The following is a 13,617-nucleotide window of genomic DNA, read 5'->3' on the forward strand; positions in this document are numbered from 1 at the left end:
CGAATAAATTGGGAGGTCTTGTTATGAGGATATTAATTATTGATACAGATACAGGAAGTGACGATGCAGTTGCGATAATGATGGCATTAAAATCAACAGAAGTTGATGTTCTAGCTATTACGACTGTTTGTGGGAATGTACCTTTGGGACTCGCAACTAAAAATGCCTTAATGACTATAGAAGTAACAAATGCGCAAAAGCCACCTATCTATGCAGGAGCAGGTAAACCACTAATGAGAGATCTCGTAACAGCAGTTAATGTACATGGTAAAGATGGTATGGGAGATAATAACTTAATTCATCCTACCATTAATCCTGATCCAGGACACGCAGTTGACATGATCTTGGAATTAGTAGAAAAATATCCAAAAGAGGTAGAAATTGTTACCATAGGCCCTGTTACTAATATAGCACTTGCCATATTAAAAGCGCCAGACACTATGAAAAAAGTTAAGCGTATTTATTCGATGGGTACTGCTGGATTTGGGCCCGGAAACACTACACCTGTTGCTGAATTCAATGTGTATGTAGATGCAGAATCTTATAGCATTATGATGAAATCAGGGATTCCTATTACAATAATCGGTTTTGATGTTTGTTTAGGTGAGGCAGCTTGGAATAGAGAAGATATGAAATTTTTAATGGGAAGCCAAAAGAAAGAAGCTGTGTTTGCTGTTCAATGTAATCGGTCCCTTTTAGATTACAACCTACAAGCAAGAGGAGAGCATTTTGTTGATTTGCCTGATGCAGTAGCTATGAGTGTTGTACTATGGGATGATATTATTCTTGATGGGAAATTATGTCATTGTTACGTCTGTACCATAGAAGAAGCAACATATGGTCAGGTTATAATAAATGATGGACGCAAATTAGCTATATCAAATGGGGGTGGTAGTAATATTCCTAATGCGACAGTTTGTAAGAGAATAGATAAACAGTTATACAAGAAACGTCTATCAAAATTATTGGTTACCTAACAATTCAGGTAACTTTTTAAAGTGGAGGAATAAATTTGGATTACACATATAGCTTTTTAAAAAAGTCTCTGTGTCTATTTTACTAACCATAACCATAGCTGCGTTTATTTCATGGAAGTCGGATGGACTTGAAATATTTGATTGGATCTTGCCATTCATTGCGTTATTTTGGATCTAATGGTTTGCTGATAAGGAAGAACAAGACGAAAGAACGCTTAATCATGAATATAAAGCAGGATATATTGTGTTCTGAACGTTTAGGGAGGTTTAATGTTGCAAAAAAGTCTTCCAGGTATTATATCAACTTTAATTCCTTTTCTACTGCTTATTTTAATTATAAACTTTTTTTCCGGATTGGTACCTATTAATAAAATTGAGGGGCTGCCACTAATCCTGCCAATTATTCTTTGTCCATTCGGAACAATAATAGGTGTTATTTCGTACAGACTTTACAAGGATACATCGTCTCTCATTGGTATTGTGTTCAATATAATAATGTTCCTGTTTCCAATATTGTATCATGTTATTGGAATATTAACTTTCGGAGTGTAAAGATTTCATTAATGAATATGGTAATTGTTTAATCATTTTTTCATTTGCCAAAAGGAAGGGAGTATAAAAAATAAACGGCACCCGTCATAAAGGATATGAATAGACCTCGGAGGTGTTCTTATGAAGATACTCAAAATAGCAGCGGTGGTTGTGTTTGTATTGCTCATGGCCGGGTACGGGGTTTATCGATTCTGGTGGCTTCCTCCTTATCTGAAAGTAGAAGATAATACAGCTCAATATTTAACAGAAGAAAAAGACTATGAACGTGAGGATTTTGAATTGGTGGATAGGAAGTTTACAAAGGGTGGTTATAAAGGAATTAGAGTAGGCGTGGAATTCCAAGATGAGTCCGGTGTTGTTTATTATTATTTGCAGTTAGGGGATGGGTCGATAGAACAAACCACTGTTAACAGCGATGCCTCTACAGATGGAAACTACAAGCATTTTGACGAAAACAGAACATTTATGGATATAAATAAAAGTAAGTAAAGGTAAAGACTCGTTGTAAATAAGGATGTCTCAAAAGTATTACTTAAGAGACACCCTCGTGATATGAGCGCTCCAGGCCTGATTGGTTCATTGGACTCGGGGCGCGGTACCCAACACCTGGACTTTCATTATTTGAATATATCCTGGTAAAGATCTATTTTCTTCTTTGTTTGTAAGGGTTAATGATGTTCTTAAATGAGATCGATGACCGATGGTGATAATGGTCCATTTCCCGGTGGCACTTTTCCTCCCCCGCATGGAAAAAACGTACGTATGGAGAAGTCATACGTACTTACGTTTTCAACCGTCTCCGACTCTTTTTCCTTAATCATCATAGTTCTTACTGAATATCTTCTTTATACTGCATATACACGACGTGGGTTTCGAGGTGTTCTTCGAGGCCGTGGCGTCCGTCGGCCCCGCCGATGCCTGATTGTTTGCGCCCGGCGTGGAACCCTTGAATGGCTTCAAAGTTTTCGCGGTTCACAAATGTTTCACCGAAAGCCAGGCCGTTCACGGCTTTCATCACTTCATGCATATTCTCGCTGAAGATGGAAGAAGAAAGTCCGTATTCGGTGTCATTGGATTTTTCGATGACTTCGTCCATCGTCTGGAACGTCATGATCGGGAGAACCGGTCCGAAAATCTCCTGCTGGATGACGTTCATGTCCTGAGTAACATTCGTGAGAACGGTCGGCTCGAAGTAATAGCCGTCTGTATTTTCGGCGGGAGTTCCGCCTGTTTCGACGTGAGCGCCGGCTTTTACCGCTTCATTAACCATTTCTGTGACGCTGTCGAGCTGTTCCTGCCCAACCAGCGGACCGATATCCGCATCGTTGTCTTGCAGCGGGTTGCCGTACGTGGCCTGCTTCATTTTTTCCGTGATACGTTTCGTGAATTCTTCTGCGACCTCTTCATGCACATACACACGCTCCGCATTGGTGCACGCCTGTCCGTTATTGATGGTGCGGGACTGATAGATGTTTTCCACGGCTGTATCAAGATCGGCGTGTTTGGTTACAATCGCCGGGGCTTTACCGCCGAGTTCCAGGTTCACTTTGGTCATTGTCTGGGCGGCTGCTTCCATGACGGCGGTTCCGGCCGGTTTACTTCCTGTCATGGACACCATGCCGATATTTTCGTGTTTGGCCAGAATGTTTCCAACTGTGGAACCTTTTCCGTACACAATGTTCAGAACACCATCCGGAAGACCGATATGATGAATAAGTTTTATCATCTCTCCGGCTGTTACCGGGGTTGCCTGGGCTGGTTTGATCACAGCTGTGCATCCGGTCAAGAGAGCCGGGGCGACTTTGCGGGCAAAGATGAAAATCGGGAAGTTCCACGGAATAATGCCGCCGACGACGCCGATCGGTTTTTTCATGATAAAGATATTTTCATTCGGGTGGTCGCTGTTCAGGATTTCGCCTTCATACTTCCGTGCCCAGCCTGCCATGTACCGGAAATAGTCCACCGCTGTATCGACTTCTGCTTCGGACAGCGCCAGTACTTTTCCATTTTCTTCAGTAAGGCTGCGGGCCAGATGGTCTCTGTTCTGTTCAAACAGATCCGCGATTTTCGTTAAAAAGCCGGCTCGTTCTGCCACCGGGGTCCGGCTCCAACCATTAAAGGCGCGGTGAGCAGCTTGTACAGCCTCGTCGGTTTCTTCTTTGGAAGCGGCCGGGGTCGTTGCGATGGTTTCTTTCGTGGCGGGGTTCTCGATCGGGATTGTGCCGTTGTGCTCTGATGTTTTCCAAGTACCGTTGATATAATGGGTATACGTTGTCATTTTAGTACCTCCTGACATGTATTCCGCCTTTAAATGAAGTTGATAATCAGGCCGGGAAAAAATCCGGCAGAGGGTGTATTCCACCTTGAATTAATAAAAAAACATAGGGAGGTTTCCATGAAACTTTACATATGGCTGCTGTTCCTTGTTACAGCAGTTCTCACGGGGTGTATGCAGGAATCTTATCCGCCGCCTGAAGCGCAACCCTCCAAGAACGGAACGGAAAGCGCTGGGCAGAAGGAAGCGCCCGATCCGGTGGAAGCGCAAGTCAATAGTATGACGATGGAAGAAAAGGTGTCCCAGCTTCTGTATGTCGGACTTCAGGGGACATCGCTGTCTGAAGAAGAAAAATCCATGATTGAAGCAGAAGCCGGCGGCGTGTTTCTTCTCGGCGGCAACATCGAAAACGAAGAGCAGCTGCAGCAGTACATGAACGATATTAAAGAGACGGATGCGAAAACGGACATCCCGCTTTTTCTCGGAGTAGATGAGGAAGGAGGGAGGGTCAGCCGGATTCCCGATACGATAGAAAATATGCCGGCGGCCGCTGTTATCGGAAACGCTGCGGATGAAAAAACAGCCGGGGAGATCGGCCGGCTGCTCGCGGAAAAAGTAAAACAGTATGGATTTAATATGAATTTTGCCCCGGTTCTCGATGTGAACAGCAATCCGGATAATCCGGTCATCGGCGACCGTTCCTACGGCTCCTCCCCTGACATAGTCACCCGTCTTGGGACAGCTGTCATGCAGGGAATGAAAGAGGAGAATGTCATCCCGGTGGTGAAACATTTTCCCGGCCACGGCGATACCGCGACAGATTCACACGTGCAGCTGCCGGTCGTCGATAAAACAAGAGAAGAGGTGGAGGACCTGGAACTGGCTCCATTCCGGCAGGCTGTGTCAGAGGGGGCGGACATGGTTATGACGGGGCACCTGCTGTTTCCTGACGTGGATGAAAAATACCCTGCTTCGTTATCTAAGGCCGTTATAACAGGTATGCTGCGGGAAGAACTGAATTTTGACGGCGTTGTTGTGACCGATGACATGACGATGGGAGCCATCACGAACCGTTACGGTATGGCCGAAGCGGCTGTTCAGTCGGTGAAAGCCGGTGCGGACATGGTCATGACGGCCGACGCCGGGAACGGGACGTTTGAAGAGGTGCAGTATGCCCTGATCCAGGCGGTGGAAGACGAAGAAATAACGAAAGAAAGCATCGATGAAAGTGTCACGAGAATTCTCCGCCTCAAAGAGGATTTTTCGCTTGGAACAAGAAATCCGGATCCGCTGGAAAAAGAAGAGCTCAATCGTTCTATCCGGAACGTGATCCATCGTTTAGAATAACCGGAGAAAACTGTTAAGAAGGAGAAATGGAACATCACGAGGAAGACATGCAGGAGTAATAAAGAGCTCCATCACTGATTGTTTGTGATGGAGTTCTTTATTTTTCCAGGGCACTGGAATCAATTATTAATATTAATTAAAATAGTAGGTGTTTTCTGAGATTTATGGTATCCTATCTCATTCGTTAATATGATAAATTTATTTGTAAGCGATTGCAAAAAAGAGGTTAGAAAATGGTTAATATGCTTTTTGAAAATGTTAACTCAAGAATTCGGAATAGGAGGGGTTTTAATGAGTAATACAAAATTAAAATCAGTGTATAGTACTTTTGTGCTTGCAGCATCAGTTGTTACATTAACCGCTTGCGGCGGAAATTCAGATAGTTCAGATGAAGCGGGGGGAGAAAATTCAGAAGGCGCCGTGAACTTGGAATATTTTATAGCCTCTGAAGAAGGGAACCCGGATTATGAAGTGTTTATGGATTCAGTAGAACAATTTGATCAAGATCATCCTGATATCAATTTACAGATTGAAAGCGTAGCACATAATGATTATTCTACTCGATTAACGACACAGGCTGCCGGCGGGGAGCTGCCTGATATGTTTCAGATTACACCTATATCAGCTTTACAAAATATTGTGGAAAGTGGGAGTGCTGGTTCCATAGATAATATTAAAGATCACTGGATTGACAATGGCCTCCTGACAGAAGAATCGTTTGATGAATTTACTATGGACGGCAGCACTTATGCTCTTCCACTTAGTACCACTCCTACTCAGTTTATTTATTATGATGAGGATATGCTGGCTGAAGTTGGTTATGATACGTTTCCGGAGAGCTATGATGAATTTATAGCATTGATAAATGATTTAAATGAAGCCGGTACTACACCAATATCGCTTGGTAATTCCTCTCCCTGGGTATTACAATCCGTGTATATATCAGGATTTGCCGATCGATTTACGGGCAGCGACTTTCTCAATCAAGTGATGAGCGGAGAAAGATCATTTACAGATCCGGAGTTTATTGATGCACTGGAAATTGTTGAAGAATTAGTTGAAATAGACGCTTTTAATGAAGATTTTAACACAATAGATAACGAGCAGATGGTCGATAAATTCTTGCAGGGAAATTCGGCAATGATGATTGACGGGAATTGGTCCGCGTCTACGGTTGCTGAAAATAAACCAGAGGATAAAAATATTGGTATAACTTCTATGCCGCTTGGTGATACAAACAGCATCCCTACAACAATGGGCACAGTGAGCGCCATCAACAGTGATTTATCCGGCGAAAAAAGAGAAGCGGCAGAATTGTTTTTGAAAGAAGTATACGATAAAGAAGTTTTTGAAGGGTTTCTATCGTTAGGAGTACCGGTTCCTTCTGATATCGAAATTCCTGAGGATGAACTCGAACCACTGAGTTTGGAAATGATTGAAATCACCCAGGAATCTAAGCCCGCCCCTGTTTATGACGCGGTATTACCTACAGGACTGATCGATACAATGCAAAACGGACTTCAATCGATTACGATTGGTGAGTCTACTCCAGAAGAGGTCGCAGAAGAAGTGCAGGCAGAAGTTGAAGTCGAGGAATAAAATAATCCAGTAGACGAATCCCCCTCATATGTTTATGATTGAAAGAAAGTTTTGCAGAGAGTGATCCTTCGTGGTCGCCCTCTTTTTTTCTCAAAATGGTATGGGAGAGCAGGTTATGCAGAAACATTTTCGATTGAAAGATTGGAGTTTGAAATGGAAATCAATTATTATTTTATCAATTATCACCATTTTGCCAATTGTTTCTGTAAGTGCGATGTTTTTTTACCAGTCAAACAATATTCATCAGCAGCAGGTGGTTGATACGTCCTATCGTAATTTAAATGTTATGACATCTAATTTTGAGTCCATTATTCAAGACGTGGAGGATATATCAGAATATATTATTTTCAGTGACGAATTTCATCGTTATATGACCTTACCGCAAGATAACATCAGCCAGGGAGAAATAAATCAATTAAATGATTCTTTGCAAGGTTTTTTTACATTTCATTTATCAAATAAACCATATTTTAATTCTGTAACCGTCGAAGGATCTAATGGGCTCACTATAAACAAAGGAGAAGTCGTACAGAACAGTGAACAAAAATGGATGAATCAAGCTAGAGCTTTAAATGGAAGTATTCTTTGGACGCCCCCTTATCAGATCACAACCGGCTGGCCATCTGAGAGTACACGAGTTCTTTCTCTTTTTCGAGTCATCAACAGTAAAATTAACCCGACCGAGTCAATCGGTGAAGTGAAAATCAGGCTGAACGAAAGGGAACTGTTTAACTTTATACGAAATGAAGCCATTGATGAGAATCATGAACTATACCTGCTTCGTGAAAACGGAGTTATAGCATCACACGAAAATGAAGATCGAATCGGAACACTAGTTAACGATTCATTTATAAATAAAATAACTGATACAGAAGGTGAAATATTTCAACATACTTTAAACGGTGAACAATCACATGTCATTTCTGAAAAAGTAGGAGATTTTTATTTAGTATCAGTCGTAAAAGAAAAATTTGTACTTGAAGAATTATCAGACATAAGAAACACAATGGAAACCATAGTTATAGCTACTATTATTCTGGGGGCTGCTGCCATTATTGGTTTTTTTATAACCGTTTTGAAACCGATAATTGAATTAATCAGGGAAACAAAACGTGTGGAAAAAGGTGATTTCAAAGCCAGAGTTAAGGTGCGGTCCAATGATGAAATCGGTAAACTCGGTTCCCGATTTAACCAGATGGTGTCAGAAGTCCAATTTCTTATAGACACCAAATACAAATTAGAGCTCCGTAACAAAGAATCTGAAATGAAGGCTCTGCAAAGCCAAATTAATCCTCACTTTTTATACAATACTCTTGATATGATCCGCTGGTCTGCCCGAATGGAGAAAGCTTCAGAGACTGGGAAGAGTATTGAAGATTTATCAAGAATTTTTCGTATAAGTCTCAATGACGGGAAATTATGGACCAGTTTAAGAGAAGAGATAAAAAATGTTCAAAGTTATCTTGAACTTCAAAAAAGAAGATTAGGCGGCAGTCTGTCCTATCATATTTTTATAGAAGCCGGCATCGATGAAACTTTGGTAATGAAAATTATACTTCAACCTCTTGTAGAAAATAGTATTAAACATGGTTTTACAAGACATCACAAAGAAAACGCTATTTATATTCGTGCTTTCCGTTCGGATTCTGATGAGATTATTATTGATGTGATGGATAACGGAAAAGGGGTTAATATCAATGAAATGAATGCTCTTTTCACCTCTGAAACCAATGAAAATGAAGGAATTGCATTAAAAAATATTCACGAAAGGATAACGAAGGCATTCGGTCCCTCTTATGGATTGGAGGCTATGGAGCATCCACGAAAAGCCGGCACCTGCGTTCGTCTTAAAGCACCTTTCATATATGGAAAAGAGCAACTCAATTTATTATTAGAAGGAGAAAAGCGTGATGAAGAAAATTAACATGCTTATTGTAGATGATGAACCAATGATATGTGAAGGTTTAGCTTCTACCATCTCCTGGGAGGATATAGGCATATCAATAATCGGGAAAGCCTATAATGGCAAAGAAGCAGTAGATATTATCCATAACGAGAGTGTTGATATCGTCCTGACCGATGTTTGTATGCCTGAAATGGATGGATTAGCTCTTGCTGAATATTTATCTCAAGATTATCCGGAAATTGAAATTGTGATGTTCAGTGGCTACGATGAATTTGAATATGCACGTCAAGCCCTCCGGCTCGGGGTTAATGACTATATGCTGAAGCCGGTGGATATCGATGAGCTTTTTCAGTTAGTCACTGCCATCAAGACAAAAATTCAGCAAAAACATCCTGAAGAACAACCTAAAGATATGGAAAGGCATCATCTCATTTCCCAGTGGGTCAAATATTATATATATCAATCCCCTCTATCACATGATATGAGGGATAAAACTTGGTTGAATGATTATGATTACGGAGTCCTGGTAAGTGAAATGGCAGATTACTCCGGTTCTTGCTCAAACGAAGAGGACCAAAAGGTTACATGGAAAGAGGAATGGAACACTTTTCTGCAAAATAAGTGCGCCATAGAAAATATGCGGTATGTATTAATCTCCAATCATCGTAATGAAGTGATTACTATATTTTATAGTGATTCAAAAGAAAAAATTCATATGATTTCTTTCATAGAAACGCTCTGTGCGGAAATGAATAATTCATATGACTTTCTATTGCAACATGGAATCTCTTCCATTCGTTCAAAAGCAGCGGCCACTCATGATTTATATATAGAAGCAAATGCAGCACTGGCTCAAAATCGAGGGAAAACTAAACTTATATCCATATATAAAAATGATGAAGAGCATAATTTTTCTTATCCGAGCACACGAGAAATAGGAAAACAATTACAAGACGCAGTGTTAAATGATAGAAAAGAACAGTTGGAATATTTATTAACGGAATTATTTGACTATTTAACACAAGAAGATTTCTCCTTACATGAATCTTTGCAGGCTATTCGAGAACTGGAAATTATTATTTTGAACAATGTACAAGATCTTACTGTAAAAGCGCAGGACCTTAATCGATCTTTTCAACTGGAAAAAGATATTGATTTGAAGATTTACAATACATTCGAAGCGCTGCGCCTTTTTTTACATGCCGACCTTATTGAATTATCTAATACATTAAATCAACGCAGTAAAAAAAATTGGATTATAGACAATACGATCCACTATATTCATGAAAATTTTCAAAAAGATATTAAAGCACAGCAGGTTGCCGAAAATCATTTCATTACACCTAATTATTTCAGTTTACTTTTCAGGCAGGAAACAGGGTTTAGTTTTTCTGAATATCTCAATTCACTCCGTATTAAGAAAGCGGCTGAACTTCTTGTGAACACTTCCAACAGGGTTTTTGAAATAGCTGAATATGTAGGATACAAAGAATATAAATACTTTGTGAAAGTATTTAAAAAGCATATGGGAATTACACCTACCCACTATAGAAATTTAAACACCAATCACTTTGAATAAATAAGTAGATATAATCTGAAAAAAGAAGATTCTTCATTCCTGAGGATCGTTTTATAATTATTACGTGAAAACGGTTTCTTTGATGAAGGAGTGATGACATGCATTTATTAAAAAGTCCATGGAAAATGGCAATAGGGTTGATACCACCTCTTTTAATATATTTGGTTTTCAGTATAATCCCTATTTTTATATCGATTTATTATTCATTCATGTCCTGGGATGGGTTTTCTGATATGCAGTTTATAGGGTTTCAGAATTATATTGAAGCTTTTCAGGATTTAACACTTTGGAGATCGGTCAAAAACAATATTATGGTAGTGCTGGCTTCGGTTATCGGTCAGATTTCAATTGGTCTCACATTGGCTCTTCTTTTAAATCAAAAACTTAAAGGAGGAAAATTCTTTCGTACCATTGGTTTTTTACCGGTTGTCATTTCCACTGTCGTTATCTCCATCACGTGGAGAATGATATACAATTCTGAAGATGGCATGCTTAATAATTTTTTAGAAATACTGCAACTGGATTTTTTGGCTCAAAATTGGTTGGGTGATCCAAACACTTCGATGTACGCCATCCTTGTCACCGTTATCTGGCAATTTATCGGTCTTTATTTCATTATCTTTTTGTCTGCATTACAGACCGTCCCTAAAGAAATTCTGGAAGCAGCGGTATTAGACGGTGCCTCCGAGTTGAAAAAAACATTTTACGTCACAATTCCTGCAATCAAAAATGTCATACTTGTTTCCATTGTGCTTTGTATCAGCGGCAGCTTAAAAACATTTGATTTAATCTATGTTATGACAAACGGTGGGCCTGCGCACTCCACAGAGGTTATGGCTACCTATATGTACAGTGAAACATTTTCAGGACTTAATTATGGATATGGCAGTACAATATCAGTGTTAATTTTAGTGTTCAGCTTGATTCTTGTCATGATAGCAACCAAAGTTATACGCATTCGACAAGAATAATTATTTGAAAGAACCCCTTTAATTGGCGACTGATTTCGTAAGTACTAGAAAGGTGGTTATCAGAGTGCAGACTCAAAAAAGCAATACAAATGTATCAATGGATCCGGATAGGGCGGCAATAAAAAAGAAGTCGAGGAGAATTTTAATTTACGTGGTGCTGATTCTCTTCTCCCTTATCAATGGATATCCTATCATTTGGATGGTAATGAATTCCTTTAAATCAAGCCAGGAGTTCTCATTAAACCCATTCGGTTTGCCAATGGAATGGGTATTCACAAATTTCAGGGAAGCCTGGTTCACAGCTAATATCGGAACATATTTTTTCAATAGTGTTTTTGTAGGTTTGGTTTCCGTCCTTATCGCAGTAGTTACAGGTGGGTTGGCAGCCTTCTTTTTATCCCGTTTTCAATTTAAAGGGAAAAAGTTTTTATATGGTTTCCTGGTTATTGGATTATTAATCCCGATACATTCCACCTTGGTACCTATGTATATTTTGATGCAGAACCTTGGAATGTTGAACACTTATTGGGCTCTTATTTTCCCATATGTAGCATTTAATCTGCCAATTACGATTTTCCTTTTGACAAGTTTTATGAGTACTTTCCCTGGTGAAATTGAAGAATCAGCTATTATGGATGGCGCGGGGATGTTTCGTATATTTTGGTCTATCATTCTGCCCATGACAAAGCCAGCTATTGCCACAGCAGTTGTCATTAATTTCATTAATAACTGGAATGAATTCTCCTTTGCGCTGGTATTAATCAGTGACGAAGCTTTACAAACCTTGCCATTAGGTTTGGCTAATTTTGCAGGAGCTTATACGACAAACTATCCGGCTCAAATGGCTGGTTTAACTATTGTTCTTATCCCGACGATCATTTTCTATCTCATTATGGAAAAACAAATTGTAGAAGGAATGACCCAGGGAGCTGTCAAAGGATAGACAGAATAGAGAGGAGTTTATTATATGCATACAAAAACTTGGAAAGTGCCTGATAATTTTATACTCGGAGCAGGATTATCAGCCTGGCAGTCTGAAGGCTGGTCCGGGAAGAAAGACTTTCAGGATTCCTATCTCGACCTGTGGTATAAGAATAATAAGCATGTCTGGCATAACGGATACGGCCCGGCTGTAGCGACGGACTTCAGAAACAGATACAAAGAAGATATCGGTTACATGAAAGAAATAGGTCTTACTCACTTCCGCACTTCCATCAATTGGTCGCGCTTCTTAACGGATTACGAAAATGCAGTGGTAGATGAAGACTATGCCGCTTTTATCGATGACATGATCGACGAGCTGCTGGATAATGGAGTGGAGCCGATGCTCTGCCTCGAGCATTATGAAGTTCCGGCTGTGTTATTTGAAGAGTACGGAGGCTGGGCTTCGAAGCATGTTCTTGAGCTATTCGTGAAATATGCTGAAAAAGTTTTTGAACGCTTCGGAGACAAGGTGAAGCATTGGTTTACTTTTAATGAACCTATCGTTTCTCAAACCCGTGTATATCTCGATGCGATCCGTTATCCATTCGAACAAAACACGAAAAAATGGATGCAGTGGAATTACAATAAAGCACTGGCAACCGCAAGGGTCGTTAAATTATTTAAAGAAAAAGGATTGAAAGAGAAAAACGGGGCTAAAATCGGAGTTATTCTGAATCCTGAGGTCACCTATGCCCGCTCAACAGCAGAGCATGATCAAGAAGCTGCAAGAATATATGATTTGTTTTTTAATCGTGTATTTTTGGACCCATCTATTAAAGGAGAATACCCGGAAGAATTATATGAGCTTATGAAAAAACATGATATCTTATTTGAATCAACCGACAAAGAGCGAGAAATTATTCAGGAAAATACGGTCGATTATGTCGGTTTGAACCTTTATTTTCCTAATCGGGTGAAAGCACGCACTTCAGCTTGGAACGAGGCAATTCCTTTTCATCCGGGAAGGTATTACGAAAAATTTGATTTGCCCGGTAAAAAGATGAATCCATATCGAGGTTGGGAAATATTTCCTCAAATCATGTATGATATGGCTATGAGGATGAAAGAAGACTATGGCAATATCGAATGGCTTATTACGGAAAACGGGATGGGCGTTGAAAATGAACAGCGTTTTAAGAATAAGGACGGAATGATTGAAGATGACTACCGTATCGAGTTTATCAGTGACCACCTGAAATGGCTTTTGAAGGCTGTTGAAGAGGGGGCTAATTGTAAAGGATACATGCTTTGGGCTTTTACAGATAATGTTTCCCCGATGAATGCTTTTAAAAACAGATATGGCTTAGTAGAAATTAAACTCGAAGATAATAGAAACCGGGCTTTGAAAAGGTCAGCATATTGGTATAAAAACGTCATCGAGACAAAAACGTTTGAGGCAAACGATGAAGGAATTTATAAGTGAAAAC

10 protein-coding genes are annotated in these 13,617 nt (G+C 39.9%); 9 read left to right on the forward strand and 1 reads right to left on the reverse strand.

Going from position 1 to position 13,617, the window contains the following annotated elements:
• The first annotated feature begins 23 nt into the window (after positions 1 to 23).
• Both ACW9JV_RS02385 and ACW9JV_RS02390 read left to right on the forward strand, forming a co-directional pair.
• Entirely contained in the window at positions 24 to 977 is a 954-nt protein-coding gene (locus ACW9JV_RS02385; protein WP_457330979.1) for a nucleoside hydrolase, read from the forward strand.
• A gap of 672 nt (positions 978 to 1,649) precedes the next feature.
• On the forward strand, positions 1,650 to 2,018 hold the full coding sequence (locus ACW9JV_RS02390) for a hypothetical protein (RefSeq protein WP_457330981.1): 369 nt from the start codon (positions 1,650 to 1,652) through the stop codon (positions 2,016 to 2,018).
• Between the two features lie 340 nt (positions 2,019 to 2,358).
• Here ACW9JV_RS02390 and aldA read toward each other — a convergent pair whose 3' ends face one another.
• A complete protein-coding gene (gene aldA / locus ACW9JV_RS02395; protein ID WP_457330983.1) occupies positions 2,359 to 3,807 on the reverse strand; it encodes an aldehyde dehydrogenase in 1,449 nt (482 codons plus the stop codon).
• Positions 3,808 to 3,924: 117 nt separating this feature from the next.
• Between aldA and nagZ the strand changes: the two genes are divergently transcribed.
• The 7 genes from nagZ (at position 3,925) to ACW9JV_RS02430 (ending at position 13,613) form a co-directional block, all read left to right on the forward strand.
• Positions 3,925 to 5,151, forward strand: a complete 1,227-nt coding sequence (nagZ, locus tag ACW9JV_RS02400) for a beta-N-acetylhexosaminidase (protein ID WP_457330985.1) — start codon at positions 3,925 to 3,927, stop codon at positions 5,149 to 5,151.
• Between the two features lie 291 nt (positions 5,152 to 5,442).
• A complete protein-coding gene (locus ACW9JV_RS02405; RefSeq protein ID WP_457330987.1) occupies positions 5,443 to 6,750 on the forward strand; it encodes an ABC transporter substrate-binding protein in 1,308 nt (435 codons plus the stop codon).
• A 115-nt stretch (positions 6,751 to 6,865) separates the two neighbouring features.
• The gene (locus ACW9JV_RS02410) at positions 6,866 to 8,674 is read left to right on the forward strand and encodes a sensor histidine kinase (protein ID WP_457330989.1); all 1,809 of its coding nucleotides are present in this window, start codon (positions 6,866 to 6,868) and stop codon (positions 8,672 to 8,674) included.
• Positions 8,661 to 10,235, forward strand: a complete 1,575-nt coding sequence (locus ACW9JV_RS02415) for a response regulator transcription factor (protein ID WP_457330991.1) — start codon at positions 8,661 to 8,663, stop codon at positions 10,233 to 10,235. The genes ACW9JV_RS02410 and ACW9JV_RS02415 overlap by 14 nt, the downstream gene beginning before the upstream one ends.
• Positions 10,236 to 10,333: 98 nt before the next feature.
• A complete protein-coding gene (locus ACW9JV_RS02420) occupies positions 10,334 to 11,206 on the forward strand; it encodes a carbohydrate ABC transporter permease (RefSeq protein WP_457330993.1) in 873 nt (290 codons plus the stop codon).
• 97 nt (positions 11,207 to 11,303) lie between these two features.
• Positions 11,304 to 12,149, forward strand: coding sequence for a carbohydrate ABC transporter permease (locus ACW9JV_RS02425; RefSeq protein ID WP_457334541.1), 846 nt, complete (start codon positions 11,304 to 11,306; stop codon positions 12,147 to 12,149).
• A gap of 24 nt (positions 12,150 to 12,173) precedes the next feature.
• The gene (locus ACW9JV_RS02430) at positions 12,174 to 13,613 is read left to right on the forward strand and encodes a glycoside hydrolase family 1 protein (protein WP_457330995.1); all 1,440 of its coding nucleotides are present in this window, start codon (positions 12,174 to 12,176) and stop codon (positions 13,611 to 13,613) included.
• The last annotated feature ends 4 nt before the right edge of the window (positions 13,614 to 13,617 follow it).

The sequence above is a fragment of the Salibacterium sp. K-3 genome, assembly GCF_054052005.1.

Coding starts and splice junctions, on each gene's coding strand:
- ACW9JV_RS02390 (WP_457330981.1), top strand. CDS start 1,650: ATGAAGATACTCAAAATAGCAGCGGTGGTTGTGTTTGTATTGCTCATG.
- aldA (WP_457330983.1), bottom strand. CDS start 3,807: ATGACAACGTATACCCATTATATCAACGGTACTTGGAAAACATCAGAG.
- ACW9JV_RS02420 (WP_457330993.1), top strand. CDS start 10,334: ATGCATTTATTAAAAAGTCCATGGAAAATGGCAATAGGGTTGATACCA.
- ACW9JV_RS02385 (WP_457330979.1), top strand. CDS start 24: ATGAGGATATTAATTATTGATACAGATACAGGAAGTGACGATGCAGTT.
- nagZ (WP_457330985.1), top strand. CDS start 3,925: ATGAAACTTTACATATGGCTGCTGTTCCTTGTTACAGCAGTTCTCACG.
- ACW9JV_RS02405 (WP_457330987.1), top strand. CDS start 5,443: ATGAGTAATACAAAATTAAAATCAGTGTATAGTACTTTTGTGCTTGCA.
- ACW9JV_RS02415 (WP_457330991.1), top strand. CDS start 8,661: ATGAAGAAAATTAACATGCTTATTGTAGATGATGAACCAATGATATGT.
- ACW9JV_RS02425 (WP_457334541.1), top strand. CDS start 11,304: ATGGATCCGGATAGGGCGGCAATAAAAAAGAAGTCGAGGAGAATTTTA.
- ACW9JV_RS02410 (WP_457330989.1), top strand. CDS start 6,866: ATGCAGAAACATTTTCGATTGAAAGATTGGAGTTTGAAATGGAAATCA.
- ACW9JV_RS02430 (WP_457330995.1), top strand. CDS start 12,174: ATGCATACAAAAACTTGGAAAGTGCCTGATAATTTTATACTCGGAGCA.